Annotated in this window: 14 protein-coding genes, 1 other RNA gene and 1 pseudogene; 4 read left to right on the top strand and 12 right to left on the bottom strand. The window is 60.7% G+C overall.

The genetic code is table 11. From position 1 onward, the window contains the following. Window positions 1-3: 3 nt before the first annotated feature. The 9 genes and pseudogenes from BDD14_RS18335 to pheT form a co-directional block, all read right to left on the bottom strand. Window positions 4-1,098: a VWA domain-containing protein gene (locus tag BDD14_RS18335; RefSeq protein ID WP_242618042.1), complete on the bottom strand. Its 1,095-nt coding sequence runs from the start codon at window positions 1,096-1,098 to the stop codon at window positions 4-6. Window positions 1,099-1,144: 46 nt separating this feature from the next. After that, window positions 1,145-2,269, bottom strand: coding sequence for an RluA family pseudouridine synthase (locus BDD14_RS18330; protein ID WP_130420069.1), 1,125 nt, complete (start codon window positions 2,267-2,269; stop codon window positions 1,145-1,147). Next, window positions 2,259-3,005, bottom strand: coding sequence for a prolipoprotein diacylglyceryl transferase (locus tag BDD14_RS18325; RefSeq protein ID WP_130420068.1), 747 nt, complete (start codon window positions 3,003-3,005; stop codon window positions 2,259-2,261). The genes BDD14_RS18330 and BDD14_RS18325 overlap by 11 nt, the downstream gene beginning before the upstream one ends. A gap of 41 nt (window positions 3,006-3,046) precedes the next feature. Further along, window positions 3,047-3,234: non-coding RNA, 6S RNA (gene ssrS / locus BDD14_RS34540), on the bottom strand. A gap of 80 nt (window positions 3,235-3,314) precedes the next feature. Next, window positions 3,315-3,895: pseudogene (locus BDD14_RS18320) on the bottom strand (FMN-binding negative transcriptional regulator). Window positions 3,896-4,524: 629 nt separating this feature from the next. After that, complete coding sequence (locus BDD14_RS18315) at window positions 4,525-4,893, bottom strand: cell division protein ZapA (RefSeq protein WP_130420067.1); 369 nt, start codon at window positions 4,891-4,893, stop codon at window positions 4,525-4,527. Window positions 4,894-4,907: 14 nt separating this feature from the next. Then, window positions 4,908-5,165 (bottom strand): hypothetical protein, encoded by a 258-nt coding sequence (locus BDD14_RS18310; RefSeq protein WP_130420066.1) that lies wholly within the window; start codon window positions 5,163-5,165, stop codon window positions 4,908-4,910. 405 nt (window positions 5,166-5,570) lie between these two features. Continuing rightward, a complete protein-coding gene (locus BDD14_RS18305; protein ID WP_242618041.1) occupies window positions 5,571-6,164 on the bottom strand; it encodes a DUF502 domain-containing protein in 594 nt (197 codons plus the stop codon). 470 nt (window positions 6,165-6,634) lie between these two features. Further along, on the bottom strand, window positions 6,635-8,806 hold the full coding sequence (gene pheT / locus BDD14_RS18300; protein ID WP_130420065.1) for a phenylalanine--tRNA ligase subunit beta: 2,172 nt from the start codon (window positions 8,804-8,806) through the stop codon (window positions 6,635-6,637). 108 nt (window positions 8,807-8,914) lie between these two features. On the opposite strand from pheT, the gene BDD14_RS18295 reads away from it, so the two are divergent. Then, entirely contained in the window at window positions 8,915-10,567 is a 1,653-nt protein-coding gene (locus BDD14_RS18295) for an amidase (RefSeq protein ID WP_242618040.1), read from the top strand. Window positions 10,568-10,655: 88 nt separating this feature from the next. Next, window positions 10,656-11,150, top strand: a complete 495-nt coding sequence (locus BDD14_RS18290) for a nuclear transport factor 2 family protein (RefSeq protein WP_130420064.1) — start codon at window positions 10,656-10,658, stop codon at window positions 11,148-11,150. Window positions 11,151-11,156: 6 nt separating this feature from the next. On the opposite strand, the gene BDD14_RS18285 is transcribed toward BDD14_RS18290, so the two are convergent. Then, the gene (locus BDD14_RS18285) at window positions 11,157-11,705 is read right to left on the bottom strand and encodes a pyridoxamine 5'-phosphate oxidase family protein (protein ID WP_130420063.1); all 549 of its coding nucleotides are present in this window, start codon (window positions 11,703-11,705) and stop codon (window positions 11,157-11,159) included. A 120-nt stretch (window positions 11,706-11,825) separates the two neighbouring features. On the opposite strand from BDD14_RS18285, the gene BDD14_RS18280 reads away from it, so the two are divergent. Together BDD14_RS18280 and BDD14_RS18275 are read left to right on the top strand one after the other, a co-directional pair. Continuing rightward, window positions 11,826-12,176 carry a phage holin family protein gene (locus BDD14_RS18280; protein ID WP_130420062.1) on the top strand — a complete coding sequence of 117 codons (351 nt, stop codon included), beginning with the start codon at window positions 11,826-11,828 and terminating at the stop codon, window positions 12,174-12,176. Window positions 12,177-12,237: 61 nt separating this feature from the next. Continuing rightward, the gene (locus BDD14_RS18275; protein ID WP_130420061.1) at window positions 12,238-12,990 is read left to right on the top strand and encodes a bestrophin-like domain; all 753 of its coding nucleotides are present in this window, start codon (window positions 12,238-12,240) and stop codon (window positions 12,988-12,990) included. Window positions 12,991-13,280: 290 nt separating this feature from the next. Here the strand turns inward: BDD14_RS18275 and pheS are convergent, their stop codons facing one another. Together pheS and BDD14_RS18265 are read right to left on the bottom strand one after the other, a co-directional pair. Next, on the bottom strand, window positions 13,281-14,396 hold the full coding sequence (gene pheS / locus BDD14_RS18270) for a phenylalanine--tRNA ligase subunit alpha (protein WP_130420060.1): 1,116 nt from the start codon (window positions 14,394-14,396) through the stop codon (window positions 13,281-13,283). 169 nt (window positions 14,397-14,565) lie between these two features. Next, complete coding sequence (locus BDD14_RS18265; RefSeq protein ID WP_130420059.1) at window positions 14,566-16,050, bottom strand: UbiA family prenyltransferase; 1,485 nt, start codon at window positions 16,048-16,050, stop codon at window positions 14,566-14,568. Between the last annotated feature and the right edge of the window lie 146 nt (window positions 16,051-16,196).

The following is a 16,196-nucleotide window of genomic DNA, read 5'->3' as shown; positions in this document are numbered from 1 at the left end:
GGTTTACTGCGCCGGTGGGGCGAAGTAACCTTTGCTTGCGCGGACCTTGTAACGCGGATCGAGAGCCTGAAGATAGATGGTTCGGAAGGAACCATCCTGCTTGAAGTCTGTCGGGCGGTACACAAGAGAGTACTGGCTGCGCAGCTCTTCCTGAATGTTGCGGAAGCCAGTAGCGACATCCTCGATTTTGATCGGAAAGAAGGCCATCCCTCCCGTCGATTCCGAGATGGTGCGGAGAACATCGTCGCCCTTGTCTTTGCTCGGGCTGACATTGGTGCTGATGGTGTAGACGATCGTCTCTGCGCGCTGGCACATCTTGATGGCATCGGATTGCTGGGCGCGGCTGTAGTTATCGTCGCCGTCAGAGACAACGATCAATGCGCGGCGCACTGCACCCTCTTCCTGCAAGGTAAGCATCTGGTCGCGGCAGGTCTTGTAAAGCGCGTCGTAAAGTGCGGTGCCACCGCCCGGACGCAGCCTGCGGATGCCCTGGTTGAGCAGATCGATATTGTTGGTGAAGCCTTGCGCCATGTCGCTTCCAATGTCGAAGCCCTGGACGAAGGCTCGGTCATTGCGATGCAGAATCTGCAGGAGAAATTCAATCGCGGAGTCCTGCTCGAACTGGAACCGCTGACGAATCGAGCTCGAGGTATCGAGCATGATGCCGACGCGCAGAGGGAGATTGGTCTGCTGCGTGAAGCGGAGGACAGCGACCGGAGGGCGGCCATCGTCCAGCAGGCCGAAGTTTTCGCGTCGCAAGCCGGTGATGAATCGGCCTTTCTTATCCGTGACGGTGAAGATGAGGTTAACTTCGTTGACCTGCACCTTGATGGTCGTGATGGGCTCGTTGCTCCCAGGCGGCTGCGTGGCCGGGGGCTGTTGCGTAGCCGGGGGCGGCTGTTGAACCGGTGCCGGAGTGGACTGCGCTGGAGCCGGAGTCGGCTGAGCCGGTGCCGGAGCTTGGGGAGCCGTAGCACTGGGAGCGGACGGAAGGTTCATCGTCGCGGACGAAGGAGCCGAGGTCTGCGCGCACAGTGGCGCTGCAATCGACGCGGACAAAAGGGAAACAACAGTCAAAAGCCGGGAGGCTGGGTTCATGAGTGTCAGTAGGGTCACTTCGTTCTATTTTACCCAAATTGGTCCGCTAATCGGCGCGTAGAGCGGCCAAGAGATTAACCAGCTCCGATGGTAGGGGAGATTCCATCGTCATCGTCTTTCGAGTACGAGGGTGCTGGAAGACGAGGCGAGCGGCGTGCAGGAAGTTCCTGTCGAGCGAGAGTGTCTCCTGCGGCCGGCCGAATTGGTGAGGGGCGCCATAGAGCGTATCCCCGACGACAGGATGACCGAGTGCCTGCAGATGTACGCGAATCTGGTGCGTGCGGCCAGTTTCGATGCGCACTTCGACCAGCGTGAACTGCCCATAGCGCGCAGAGCGGATGCGCTCCAGCACCTGCATGTGAGAAAGAGCGGAACGAACTCCCTCGCTCTCCAGCGAGCGCCGTGTCGTCATGCGGGTGCGGCGAACGAGGTCGCGGCCGATGGGAAGGTTCACAATGAACGTGTCGCGGGCGATCGTGCCATGAACCAGAGCGAGATACGTCTTCTCCAACTCTCGGCTGGCGAACATTTCGCTCAGCTTCCGGTGGGTGCTGTCTTCTTTGGCAACCACGATAATGCCACTCGTCTGCTTGTCGAGGCGATGGACGATGCCTGGGCGAAGATCGCCTCCTACGTGCGAGAGCTTGTTGAAGTGGTGCAGTAGAGCGTTGACCAGGGTTCCGTGGTTGCGTTCGTCCGGCTCCTCGCCTGGTGCAGCGACTCCGGCCCCGGCGTGGACCATCATGCCTGCGGGCTTGTCGATTACGGCAAGATGATCGTCTTCGTAGAGAATGTCGAGCGGAATGTCCTCGGGAAAGGCATGCAGCGGTGGCGGATGCGGCGCGCCATCGATCTCGATGGGCTCGCCCCCCTGGAGCTTGAGCTTCGCCTTGGCTACCTGACCGCTGACGCGAACCTGACCGTGCTCAATCAGCAACTGAACACGAGCACGACTGATATCCGGAATCGCCTGAGAGAGGTATTGGTCCAGGCGCAGGCCAGCGGCCTCGGACGGCGCGGTGAAGGCGCGAACGCGCTCTCCGGCGTCGTCCTCGATCTCGAGGACGGGAATGACAGGCGGAGCCGTAGGCTCGACTCCGCGGGTAGCGCGGTACTCGGGCTTTACCGTTCGACGGCGCTGCCCCTTGGGAAGCATGTTCTTAGACGGCATGGGGAATCAACTTTCGCGGCTGCTGCCAGAGCAGGGCGGCAAGGACGATCATACCGAGCGCGACCCATTGGATGGGATCGAGCATGCGTCCGAGCGCGTTGTCGTAGAGAGCCGGTTCGCGGAAGAAGCTGAGTAGGAACTGCGCCAGACCGCTCCCGGCGAGTCCCAGAGCAGCGATATCTCCCACGCGGCGCCGCCGTGGAAGAAAAACCAGCAGCAGGAGGGTGAGGATCGCTGCCGCGAGTGCGGAATAGATCGCAACCGGATGGAGGCGCAGGGCTCCCGGAGGAACCGGCTTCGCCCAGGACAAGTTGCTGGGGAGGCCGGGGTCGCTGCCCTCGGCGAAGTGTCCAAGCGCGAGGAAGGCCCATGCGAGCGTAGCGCAGGGAGCCCACGCGTCGATCGCGGAGAGCATATGCAGCTCGTGCGTGCGAAGGTACATCGCGGTTGCCACCGCCGTCAGCAGAAGTCCCAGCGGAGTGAGGGATGGAACCATCAGCAAAAGGATGGGATAGGCAAAGAAGCTGTGCAGGTTGGTGAGGACCAGAAGCAATCGCGAGAGGACAAACGCCGCGATCACCGCGAACAGCCCCGCGTTCCACAGGCGATCGGGATTGAGACCGACGATCGCAGCCGTCCGGAGACTGAGGCCGAGCGCCAGCATCAGGCCGATGGCTGCGAGCAGACCGAAGGTCGGGATGGTAAGAAAGCCGAAGTGAAAGAGACTGGGATGCACAGAACTGAGTTACAAGAAAACCGAGGCTGGAGTTACAAGAGAACCGACCCGCGGGGCCGTGCGCCGATGCGCTGGTGAACCCGTCCTAAGACGGCGGGACCCTGCCGTGGTTCTTTAGGCATTCCGGACTGGCGGACTTTGCACACCGAACCATGTATACGAGCCAGGCCCCTGTTCAATGAATGTTGGTTCAACCAGCGTGGATCGCGCACCTGCTTTGCAGGCCGGTCTCTTGAGTTGTGATGCTACCTGTGGCGCGATGGCTTTGCAAGTTTGACGAGCAGCAGGGAATGTGCGCTAACCCGTTGTTCAGGGCCTTTCGCCGTTGACCAGATCGCGCATGGCGAGGCTGGCTTCGGTGTCGAGCGCCTGGAGGCCCCGGGCCACCGAGGCGCGCGTCGGCTCGTTCTGGTTCTGGCTGACCTTCCACTTCCCTTCCAGCCGCTCGATGGGGAGCTCGATACCGACGATTCCCTTCACGAGCGTGGCAATGAAGTCCGCCGGCGCATCGTTCACGCTCCATGGGCTGTCCCGCGAGGTCTCGTGGGTATCCGTGAGCGAGCGGAGGTGCGTGAGCAGCCAGGCCGGGTCCTCGATAACGCGGAGCGGGCCGTAGGCGTGAACCACCGCGTAGTTCCAGGTGGGAACGACCTTTCCGCTCGCCGCCTTCTCCGGGTACCAGGCCGGCGTGATGTAGTGCTCGGGACCGGAGAAGATGGCCAGCGCCTGAACCGAGGGCGAGAACTCGCTCCACTGGCGGTTGGCGCGGGAGAGATGACCGCGCAGCACCGCACGCTCCGCATCTTCGCGGTGAAGGACATGGGAAGGTGCGAGGCGAAGAGTCCGGAGTCTCCCATGGTGACGAGAGAGGCCAGCGGATGCGAACGCATCAGGCCATCGAGCACATCGATGCGGGTTTCCGCGTTGGCTTTGGGGATGTACATTGGCTCCTGTCCCCTCCCCTCTATCTCGAATGCAAGACATTTATTATGTGTACGTTATGAAATTTTACCATCGTAAAATATTCTAAATAAAGGGTTAAAGTACTAAAATATTGAATGATAAGGACTTAACTGAAAGACCCCGGGAATGAATCCGGGGTCTTTTGCTTCTGGTTTTATTTTATCAAAGCGGGGGAAACTGATCGGCAACTTAGATCTTGTTTACTTTATTGGGTTTAGGGGGATTTTAGGCTTGACAGGAGTTTGTGCCTTCGAGAACGGCGGTTCAAGCTTCGCTTGAATGGCCCACCTTAGCCGCGATAAAGCCGCAGCGTAGGTGGGCACCCCGGCGTCCTGCAAAGAAATACTGGGATTCTTCGCTTCGCTCAGAATGACGGGTAGATAGGCAGAATGATCGGGGTGAGTGGTAGGCAGGCAAAGGATCGGGGTGAGTTGGCCGATCAGGGTGATGGGTGAGTTTCGGGATAATGTTTGGAGATGGCGAAGCAGCCACTGCTTCGCTGCCGAACGTCGTCAGCCGAGCATCTTCAGCCGACCTTAGCTGACCTTAGCTGACCTTAGCCGACCTTGCGGTCTTCGAGGATCTCATCGAGCATGCCGACGAGGGAGCCGGCGCGGGAGCGGAGGGTGACCTGGGAGAGCGAGAGGCTTCCGGCGAGGGCGTCGTAACGCTGGCGCAGGGATTCGAGCTCGTCGGAGATGTTGAGGGCGGCGAGCACGGCGACGCGGAGCGAATCGACTGTGTTGCCATGAGCCGAGACGGCGCGCATCTTGGCATCGACGACACGGGCGAGTTGCTCGATATAGGCCGGGTCGGTTCCGCGGAGGTGGTAGACCTGGTCGTAGATTTCGACAGCGACGGCCTTGCTCTCGGCCGGGCTGGGTGGCTGAGGGGGTGGCGCGGTGAGGGTGGAGTTATAGTCCATCGGTTCTCCTCGAGCTAAACCAGCTCGTCCATCTGCTGCAGCATCTTCTCTACGCGCTGGCGAACGTTTTCGCGGTCCTTGCTGAGGGTGTTGACAGCGGCCTGGGACTCCTGCGCGACCAGCGTCTGAAACTCAAGCTGCTCACGGAGATTTCCAATCTCGGTCTCGGCCTTGGCGCGGGCTTCGCGCTCCTGCTTGATGATCTCGACGGCGCGAAGCACCTTCTGTTCGAGTGCCTGGAACTCGTCGACGCTGACCGTTGCTGTGCTCATGGACATTGACTCCTGCTTCGAAGATTCTTCTTGTGAGTATAGATGCCAAAAACGTGGATTTTCACAGGGGGAATCCAGGTGGGTGCACCTGATTTAGCACCTCAGCGGCTAAATCCGCATGGATGACGCAACCTTCTGTGCAGGGCTTTTGCATAGCTCTGTATAGCGACGCACAGAGTTCCCGAAGAAGGTTTTGAGGAACTTGGCTGTCGAAGTTGCCGGAAAGGAGACTTCGTAGGAACTCTGTCCAGTCGGAGAACATGGGGCTGCCATCCCCAATCCTCATATCCCAATGGGGCGCCTATAGCGTCAGCGAAACCCGAAGCGTTCGGGAGGAACTCTCACGATCAGTCCTACACTGCATGGGCCGATTTTCGGATTTGGCATTTTCTTCTGACCCTTGAGTCAGACACTTTCTTTCTGCTTCATTGCAGCCACCAGATTTTTGCAACCCGAACCCCATTTGGTGATTGTCGCGATGGCCTGTGTAAACGGAACATCCAGACGATGCACGCGATCCGGAGTAAGAACGTAGACCGCTCCAGCCATCGGCGTAGGCACCGAAGGGACAAAGACTGTGAAACGTCCGTCGACAAGCTCTTCAATGATGAACCCGGGAACAAGCGCATCCTCAATCTCGATCAACGCCGCATCCCAGGCTTGGTCCTGCGTCTCTCCCGCCAGTCGTTGCGTAAGACTTCGCAAGAGCGAGTAACCAGGAATCTTCTGAAAAACCGACCTATCCAGGCGATTTTTGATCCCCCGTCCCATTCGTGTGCGAACCGCGAGCCCAACAAAAAAGCAAATGACCAACAGGAGGATGAGCGCAACAAGATTTTCAGCGGAGACTGATTTCGGAAGCACCTTTGTCACAGGCGCCATCAGGCCCATGATTGACTTCATTGCTTTGAGCAGAAGCAGACAGGCGAGGTAGACCGGTGCGAGGACAAGAAAGCCGGCGACTATCCGACCCATGGAAAATGTAAGGAGATTTTTCACGCGACGACTCCAGTGGGGGATTCGAGAGACGGTTTCCGCTCATTGCCGGAGAGTGGAACATCAATGCAGCGTCCCGCGTGCATCCTAGAGGCCGTGATAGGCGTGGTCATTGTACCACGGTCTTACCTTGAAACGGGATATACTCCATTCGGATTTGTTGCTTTGGCGGATCTTTCCTGTTCCTGGCATTAGTTTCAATGCCCGCGTTCCAGCGATTGTGGTTATTTCAGTGACAGCGGAAGTTTTCGGACATGGGGGTACGCCCGCCATGTTACGGCAGGGTCAACACGCGAAGACATCTATTCCGAGTTGCTTTTTAGTGTGCGTAAACGGGGATATCGGCAATTTCGATCCTGGCGATTGAATGCAGGTTTATGGGTTCAAATTTAATCTGACGTCCAACCAGAAATACTGAGATTCTTCGCCGATGGATCAGAATGACGGCTCTTTGGGGAATGGAGAATTTGCGCTCAGGCGCGGAGGGTTCCTCCGAGTGCGGTGAGCGCGTCGATGATGCGGCTGGACCATGTGGTGAGCTCTTCGTCGCGCAGGGTGCGGTCGTGCGACTGGAAGACGGTGCGCAGCAGGAGTGAGTAGACGCCGGGGTACTTCTTCGCGTCACGCCAGATCTCGACGGGCTTGCGGCTCTGCAGCTCGGAGATGGCGAGAGCATCGACGGTGGCGGCGATGGTGTGGAACTGGACGGCGTCGGGAAGCACGAAGGAGAAGTCGCGCTCGACGGCCTGGAAACGGGAGAGCTCGTGCGCCGTGACTCGTCTGAGCGGGAGGGCGTGGAGCTGTGCGAGATCGAGTTGCGCGAGGTAGACGGGCTGACGCAGCTTGCGGGCTTCGCGCTCGGTTGTGGAGAGCTCTCCGAAGCTGGCCAGGGGCTGGTTGTCGAGCAACGCAACGGCAGAGCGGCCGGGCTCAAGCCATGCGGGAGCGCCAGTCGCGGTAAAGGTGAGGGCGGAGGCTCCTCCGGGCGGGGTGAAGCGCGAGACGAGCGATTCGATGACGCCCTTGAGCTCGAAGATGGGAGCGTCGGCTGCGGGATAGAGGCGGCTCTCGGAGGGCGAGGCCGTGGTGATGCCGAGGGAGAGCTGCGGGGTCTCGTGGACCTCCGCGATGTAGGCGGCGTCGGGTGCGGCGGTGCCGGTGAAGACCTGTCCCTGCTCGAAGAGGCGAACCTCGCGGACATCGCGGTTGAGGTTGTGCGAGAGCATGGTGAGCATGCCGGGCACGAGCGAGGGGCGGAGGAGCGAGGCCTCTTCGGAGAGAGGGTTCTCCATGGGGACGGTTCTATTCTCTGCGGGCCTTGCGGGGTTCGATTCGTAGAAGAGCGCGGCGTCGGCGTTGCCGGCGAAGGTGCTGGAGACGGCCTCGCTGAAGCCGAGCTCTAGCAGGCGCTGGCGGACGGTCCGCTCTGCGGCTGCCGAGGGAGATTCTGTGACGGGAAGCGCGGTGGGCAGGGTGTTGGCGAAGCGGTTGTAGCCGTAGACGCGGGCGACCTCTTCGATGAGATCGATCTCGCGCTCGAGATCGAGACGCCAGGAGGGCAGCTTGACGGAGTAGACGTCGATGCCGTGAAGGAGAAGCTCGCAGCCGAGGGAGGTGAGGAAACGGGAGACGATCTCGCCGGTGAGGCCATCGGCATCGATTGTGGTGCCGAGGTGGCGTTGGACCTGGCGGGCGGAGAGCTCGATTGGTGGACGAGTGGATGTACGCGCGGCGACTTCGGGATCGACGAGGTCGATGAGCTCGCCTTCGATGGAGCCTCCGCTCTGAAGGATGAGCTGGGAGACGAGGGCGTTGGCGAGGGGTGCGGCGTTGAAGTCGGCGCCGCGCTCGAAGCGATGGCTGGCGTCGGTGTGCAGCAGATGGCGGCGCGAGCTGCGGCGGACGCTGGCGGGATCGAACCATGCGGCCTCGACGAGGATGTTCTTCGTCTCGGGGGTGATCATGGAGTCCCAGCCACCCATGACTCCGGCGAGGCCGAGAGCCTTCTTTTCGTCGGCGATGACGAGGTCGTCGGCCTCGAGGGTGCGCTCGGTTCCGTCGAGCAGACGGAGCTTTTCGCCCTTGCGGGCGAGGCGGACGACGATGCCGCCCTCGATCTTGTCGAGGTCGAAGGCGTGGGTGGGATGTCCCATGCCGAGGAGGACGAAGTTGGAGGCGTCGACGGCGTTGGAGATCTGCTTCTGGCCGAGGAGGGTGAAGTAGTCGGCGACTAGGCCGGAGCTGGGCGCGACGGTGATGTTGCGCAGGACCTGCGCGGTGAAGCGTCCGCAGAGGCCACGGGCGGAGGGGTCGATGCGAACGGAAAAGGGCTCATCGACGAGTGTGCCGATGGGGAGCTTCGGGTGCAGCGGCTCGAGGGAGAGATTGTAGATGGTCGCGGCTTCGCGGACGATGCCGTAGTGGTTCATCGCGTCGACGCGGTTGGTGGTGATGTCCATCTCGAAGAGGTGGCCGTTTGTCTCACTGCCGTGACCGTTTGTCTCACCGCTGTGGCCGTTGCCTTCGCCCAGCGGGTGCACGCCTTCGACGGCGATGCCGCGCAGGGTGAGGTCGTCGGCGAGCTGCCGGTCGGTGACGGTGAGGGTAGGAAGGTAGTGGCGCAGCCAGCTTGTGAGAACTTTCATGATGAACAGCTTCCAGTCTAAATGCTGCGGTAGTGCCTCGCGGGGGAGACAGCCCTCTGATAGGGTGATGCTCAAAGATACGAAAGATACGGTCCTGTGGAGGAATGGATGAGGCGAGGCAACTGGATACGCGTGGTGTGTGCGATAGCGGTTCTGGCGGGTTCGACCACCCTGACGGCTCGGGCTGCTGCTGGAACCCCGGGCGCCACGATGGATCGCGATCTCATGGAGATCGAGGTGCCGAAGCTGGAGGCTTTCTATGCTGCCCGCAAGTACACCGTGACCCAGGTGACCGAGTGGTATCTGGACCGGATCGGACGCTATGACGGAACGTATCGGGCCATGCTGCATGTGGATCGGGAGGGAGCGCTGCGCCGGGCCGCGGAGGAGGATGCGGAGCCCAGGGGGACGAAGCACGGCAGGCTGTGGGGCGTGCCGGTACTGATCAAGGCGAACACGAGCGTGAAGGGCCTGGTGACAAGCGCGGGGTGGGAGGGTTATCTGAAGTCTGGCGAGGAGTTGGTGGCACCGCGCGATGCCGCGGTGGTGACGCAGCTGAGGCAGGCAGGCGCCGTGATTCTGGGCCAGACGAATATGCCGGACTTCGCGGCGAGCGACACGAATCTCAGCACGGCCGGGGGCAGGACCGGCGATGCGTACGACGTGCGGTACTCGCCCGGGGGATCGTCGGGAGGGACGGCGACGGGGCTGGCGGCGAACTTCGCTGTCTTGGGTACAGGGACGGATACGGCGAACTCGATCCGGCAGCCGGCAGCGAACAACAGCCTGGTGGGATTTCTGCCGACGCGCGGGCTGACCAGCATTGCGGGGATTCAACCGCTGGACTGGCTGCGGGACAACACCGGGCCGCTGGCGCGGGATGTGACCAGTGCGGCCATTGCGCTCGAGGTGATGCAGGCCGAAGATCCGCTGGACAAATGGACGGAAGGCGCGACGAAGAAGGCTGAGGCGAGGCCCTATACGGGATATCTGAAGAAGAACGCCCTGAAGGGCAAGCGGTTTGGGGTGCCGTGGTTTGTGCTGGAAGGTTCGCCGAGTGTTTATGGCAAAGAGCCGGATGCTCCTGCGAATCATGGAGCAGTGTCGCCGGAGACGCGTGCGGCGTTTATGAAGGCGGTAGAGCAACTGAAGGCCGCAGGGGCGACCGTCGTCATCGACAAGGAGATTCTGCCGGAGAGCTTCTTCGTGGCGGTGCGGTCGGTGAACACGCGACCCTATCGGAGGGAGGGAGTGGATAACTTTCTGCGCGACTTCGGACCTCCGCAGTACCACTCGGTGGCCGAGTATGAGAAGGCGACAGGGGACAAGTTCCCTGCTTATATGATCGGCGGCACGAAGACGGGCAAGGACGTGATGCCGCAGCGGCTGCTTGAGAGCGATCCAGAGGCCGAGGCGAATTATTACGGGCCTCAGCGCAAGGCGCTCGATCAGTATGAAGAAGCCCGAAAGCGCTGGAAGCTGGACGGCTTCGTGTATCCGGCCCTGCAGATTCCCACTTATGACGAGACGGTGCCCGGGGCCTCGAAGGCTGGTCCCTACAGCGAGACAGGATGGGTGAACCGGATTGGAGTGCCGGCGGTCTCGGTGCCGGGTGGCTTCTATGCCAATGGACTTCCGTTTGGGCTGGAGATCTCGGGTGTCCGCTGGAGGGATGGGGACCTGCTGGGGTATGCCTACGCCTATGAACAGGCGACCCACAACCGGAGGCTTCCGAAGCTGGTCGAGGGAGCAAGGAACTAGACGACACGGCGCGGGATCGCTCGCCGCAGCAGGAACCTTTTGCGCGAGACTCGCGTATCAGGGGATGTTCTTCAAGGAGATTGTCCCCATGGGTAGATTCTCTGCCGCAGCAACCCTTGTCTTGGCAGCTGGCTTATCTGTTCCGCTGAACGCGCAGGCGGTCCCTTCCCTGGATTCCATCAAGACAGAAGCCGAGCTCACGCGTGCGATCACGGTGCTCGATAAGCAACTGTTCGATGCGTACAACACCTGCGACCTTGAGAAGTTCCAGTCGTTCTTTACAGAGGACGTGGAGTTTTACCACGATCAGGGAGGGGTGACTCTCGGGAGCAAAGCCCTGACGGAGAGTATCAAAAACAATATCTGCGGGACGACGCAGCGGGTGCTAGTGGCGAAGACCCTCGAGGTACACCCGATGAAGGGCTACGGCGCGGTGGAGATGGGGACGCACCAATTTACGCATCCTTGGAAGCAGGACCACGGTGTGGTTGGCGAGGGCAAGTTCATTCATCTCTGGCAGTACAAAGATGGGACGTGGAAGATCACGAGGGCGATCAGCTACGACCATCATCTTGCCAAGTAGTAACGTCTAGACGAGTCCTGTAGGGAGACCATCGATACTGCAGGTGTTCTTCTGGCGGCGGTAGTCTTCAAGCGCAGCTTCGCCCTTGGCCTTGGCCCAGCGATGCAGCTGCTCGCGCTCACCGACGTGGTCGTAGAGGGGCACGTTCATGCCGCAGGAGGTCTGGACGGATTCGACGGTGAGGTGGATCATCTGTCGGGCACCGGGCGGTTCCGCGTTGTCGTAGTGCGAGGCGAGGAGCGCGGCGTACTCGGGGCCGCGGCGCGGAAGAACGCGGCCGTGTCCATAGATGCGGAGAATGAGCGGGGCACCTTCGAAGGCGCAGAACATCAGCGTCAGGCGGCCGTCGGCGAGCAGGTGCGCGGCGGTCTCGTTGCCGCTGCCGGTGAGGTCGAGATACACGACGGTGTTCGGATCGAGGATGCGAAGCGAGGCGCAATCGCGAGGAGAGAGGTTGACTCTGCCTCCGGAGGCGGCGGAGGCGTTGAAGAAGATGTGCTGCCGTTCGATGAACTCGCGGTGAACGGGCTCGATGGAGACGAACTGTTTGCCCATGGAGACAGTTTAGGCCCGCTGGCGCGCCTGCAAAGTTTAAATGGTGACCGGCAATGGCGTCGGGTATGCTTCTCTGACGGAAAAGAAAAAGACGAACTCGTTGAAGAGTAAGGGGGAAACATGCGCTGGTTGTTGCACTGGATTCTGAATGCCGTGGCTCTGCTGGTTGTCTCTCACTTCGTACAGGGATTCGAGATCAGTGGATTCCTCTCGGCACTGATTGCGGTGGTGGTGATCGGGCTCTTCAACGCGACGCTGGGGTTGCTGCTGAAGTTCATCACGTTGCCCCTGGGGATCATCACGTTCGGGTTGTTCTTCCTGGTGATCAACGCGATCGTCTTGTGGTTCTCGAGCAAGTTTGTTCCGGGGTTTGCGGTGACGAGCTTCAAGGCAGCGTTTCTGGGCGCGCTGGCGCTGGCGCTGATCCAGATGCTGATTGGATTTCTGGGCGTGAACCGGGACAGGGGCTGAGGCGATCGCCGCAGAACAGCGATGGGTTTGGGCCAGGTGAAAGTGTCAGCGAAAGGAATTCATGATGTTGCTGTTCAGGTATCCGCGACTGGTCTTCCTGTTCTCCTTTCTCCTGCTCTGGCTGGCGGCCTGGATCGGTGGCCGGATGGGCCGGAAGGCGAAGCTGGAAGAAGAAAGCCGGGCGGACTTCGGGGTGGTGCAGGGGGCTACGCTCACCCTGCTGGGGCTGATCATCGGGTTCAGCTTCTCGATGGCGATCGGCCGATACGACCAGCGCAAGATCTACGAAGAGGCGGAGGCCAACGCGATTGGGACCGAGTATGTTCGCGCAGATCTGCTTCCGGCGCCGGAGGCAGTACGGGTTCGCGAGCTGCTGCGGAGATACACGGACCTGCGCATCGCGTTCTATGAGACACGCGATCGGGATGAGCTCAAAAAGATCGACACGGATACCGCAGCGGTGCAGGGAGAACTTTGGGCAGCCGTCGCGCATTCCGCGGTTGCGCAGCCTACACCGGTTCTAGCGCTTGCCGCCGGCGGCATGAATGACGTTCTCAACTCCCAGGGGTACACACAGGCTGCCTGGTGGAACCGGATTCCGGAGGGGGCGTGGGGATTGATGTTCCTGATCGCCCTCTTTGCCAACTGGATGCTCGGTTATGGAGCGAGGCAGATGCAGACGAAGCTGCTGATCGTGCTGCCGTTGGTGGTGTCGATCTCGTTCTTCCTGATTTCGGATATCGACAGCCCGCGCAGGGGCATGATCCGCGTGCATCCGCAGAATCTCGAGAGCCTGCGCGATAGCTTGCGCTAATTGGTGACCCGCTGTGAAACGTGTCACGTCTTCTTCCGTTCTTCGGCTTCAGGAAGACTGGAGGCGGTTCGAGAGAACCGCAGGTCCTTCGACTCGCTTCGCTCGCTCAGGATGACACGTTTTCATTGCTACTGATGGCTCGTTTGTCATTGTTGTGGGTGGCTCGTTTGCCTTACTCGTGGCCTATGTGTCCTCTTTGCCGGTGGCGACACGCTTCGGTCTCCTCTGAGACCTCATCTGTTTCGAAGGCTCAAGATCCTGAGAGATCGACACAGCGCGGGACGGAGAGGTCAGGCGAACTGTTCGAGGAAGCGCATGTCTCCTGAGTAGAACTGGCCGATGTCGGAGACGCCGTGCAGCATCATGGCGATACGCTCGACGCCCATGCCGAAGGCGAAACCGGAGATCTTTTCCGGGTTGTAGGCATCGTCGGCGGGGTCGAGCTTGCGGCGCTCCTCGGTGACGGAGGCGAAGACCGCTGGATCGACCATGCCGCAACCAAGCAGCTCGATCCAGCCGGAGTGCTTGCACTTGCGACAGCCTGAGCCTCCGCAGAAGATGCAGCTGATCTGCACATCGGCCGAGGGCTCGGTGAAGGGGAAGAAGCTGGGGAAGAATCGCGTCTTGACCGCTGAGCCGAAGAGCGCCTTCATGGCGTGATCGAGCGTGCCCTTGAGGTCGGAGAAGGTGATGTTGGTGTCGACGCAGAGGCCTTCGATCTGATGGAAGATGGGCGAGTGCGTGGCGTCGGCGGCGTCGTTGCGATGGACCTTGCCGGGGATGACGATGCGGACCGGCGGAGCCTGCGCGATCATGGTGCGGATCTGCACGGGCGAGGTGTGGGTGCGCATGAGAAGGCGGTCGCGGGAGGGACGGGCCTGCTGGCCTGCGATCTGGAGGGTGTCCTGGGTATCGCGCGCGGGGTGGTTCTGCGGAAAGTTGAGTGCCTCGAAGTTGTAGAAATCGCTTTCCACCTGGGGACCAAGGTTGGTGGAGTAGCCGAGATGGTGGAAGACCCGCACGACTTCGTGCATGGTGTTCAGTAGCGGGTGCGGGATTCCGGGCCGTCGAACGAGGCCGGGGAGGGAGATGTCGATGCCCTCGACCGCAACAGCTGAGGCCGATGCGGTAGGAGTCTCGAGAGCCTGTTCGATCTGCTGCTTGAGCTGGTTGAAACGGATACCGAGGGGTTTGCGCGCCTCGGCGGGCGCGGACTTGAGCCAGGCATCGGAGATCAGCTTGAGGCGTCCCTGCTTGCGGCCGAGCCAGTGAAGCCGGAAGGCCTCCTGCGCCTCGGAGTTTGTGAAGGAGGCTGTCTGCTCCCGGACCTCATCGGCGAGGGTCGCGAAGGCGGCATCGAGGGAGGACGGGTCGTAGCTGGTCAGCTGGGGGATGTTCTCGGTCATGGCTCGAGCTACAGGATAAATGTTTCTCCCGGTCCGGGTTGTCGTTTCTATCTCCGTTGGTTGCAATGAGAGTGCATGGAGGGATGGGGACATCCGATCCTGCTGCAAAGAGATACTGAGATTCTTCGCTCCGCTCAGGATGACGACGGTTGTGTGCGGATACTGCCGGCTAGAGAGCCGACAGCACGATCGCCAGAACGAGTACACCGAGCAGCAGGCTGCGGCTGTCGGTGATGGCATAGACGACGGGATCCTCATCCAATTCGCCCCGGGAGGCCTTGAGCCAGAGGCGGCTGATCCAGAGCAAAAGGACGGGAATGAGCAGCCATAGGCGCTTGGTATGGGTATAGAGCTGGGCCGCGTCGAGATTGGAGATGTAGAGCGTGAGCACGGCTACCGAGACGTAGCCGGAGGCAGAGCCAAAGCTGCGAAGCTGCTCCAGATCGCTGATGTGATAGCCGCGGCCCTTGGCGACCTCTCCTCCCCGCTCGCGCAGGTTTTCGAGTTCGGCGAAGCGCTTGACGAAAGCCAGGGAGAGAAAGAAGAAGATGCTGAAGCTGCCAAGCCAGGTGGAGGCCTCGATGCCGGTAGCAGCGGAGCCGGCGAGAATCCGGATGGTATAGAGGCCGGAGAGAACGATGACATCGACCAGGACCGCCCGTTTCAAGCGCAGCGAATAGGCCAGCGTAGTGACGGCGTAGATTCCCAACCAGACAAGGAAGCGATAAGGCCGCCTGAGGGCAAGTGCAGGCTGGACGTGTTCGAGCACCTGAGGGAGCGCGATGGCGATCGCCACGGAGGCGATGAGAAAGGCGATGAGGACGCCGACGCCGGTTATCGCGGAGAGGTCGCCCGAGGCAAAGGGACGACGACGCTTGCGGGGATGCTGCCGGTCGGCCTCGATGTCCAGCAGATCGTTGACGATGTAAGTTGCGGATGCGCAGAGGCCGAAGGAGAGAAACGCCAGCAGGGAGGCTAGCACGAGTGCGGGCTTCAAGGCGTGGCCGAGCAACATGGGCAGAAAGAGCAGAACGTTTTTCGCCCATTGATGGATCCGGATGGCCTTCAACCACGCCCTGGCAGGCGAGACCTTTTCGGTGAAGGTGCGAGCGGGGGTAATGCGGGCTTTGCGGAGCGCGGCGCTGAGTCCACGGGTAGGATTCGCGACCATGGGGTGCTGGCAGTTTTCGAGTAGCGGAAGGTCGGCGAGGGCGTTTCCGATATAGCAGAAGTTATCGCCGAAGGTCTGGCGGAAGGCAGCGAGCTTGTTTGGTCCTGCGAGGTTGAGGATTCCGTCGGAGGCGAGAACGCCGTCGAAGAGGCCGAGATGTTCGGCAACCCTTTTGGCTAGAGCGGAATCGGCTGCGGTGGCCAGGTAGATTGGCCGTCCCTCGGCGTGCTGCTGCTCAAGAAATTGCAGAAGCTCACGGTTATAAGGCAGGTGAGCGACGTCTAAGGAGACAGCAGAGGTGATATGGCGCTTGAGTGCCGCCTTACCCTGGAGGAGCCAGCGCGGGATTTTGAGGAGCATGGCTGGCCGGTACCGCGCGAGGGCAAGGGCCGAATCGACAAGCGTATCGGACTTAACCAGTGTGCCATCAAGGTCGACGCACAGTGCGGGCAGGACAGCGGAGTCGAGGCTGAGATTGGGCAAAGTCGAGTCCTTCCTTCAGCTAGGCCGATTACCGGCCTAAAAAGGCGATAACGAAGAGGTTCGATTGTTAATGCGCGAAGGAGTCGAAACATTCGGTTCCCCTTCTACGTCATTATTATTTAATCTGAACGCTATTAATTATTCTG

It is taken from the genome of Edaphobacter modestus, from assembly GCF_004217555.1.
Taxonomy (GTDB): Bacteria; Acidobacteriota; Terriglobia; order Terriglobales; family Acidobacteriaceae; genus Edaphobacter; species Edaphobacter modestus.
The sequence above is the reverse complement of the archived record's forward strand: the minus strand, read 5'-3'. Positions and strand labels throughout refer to the sequence as shown.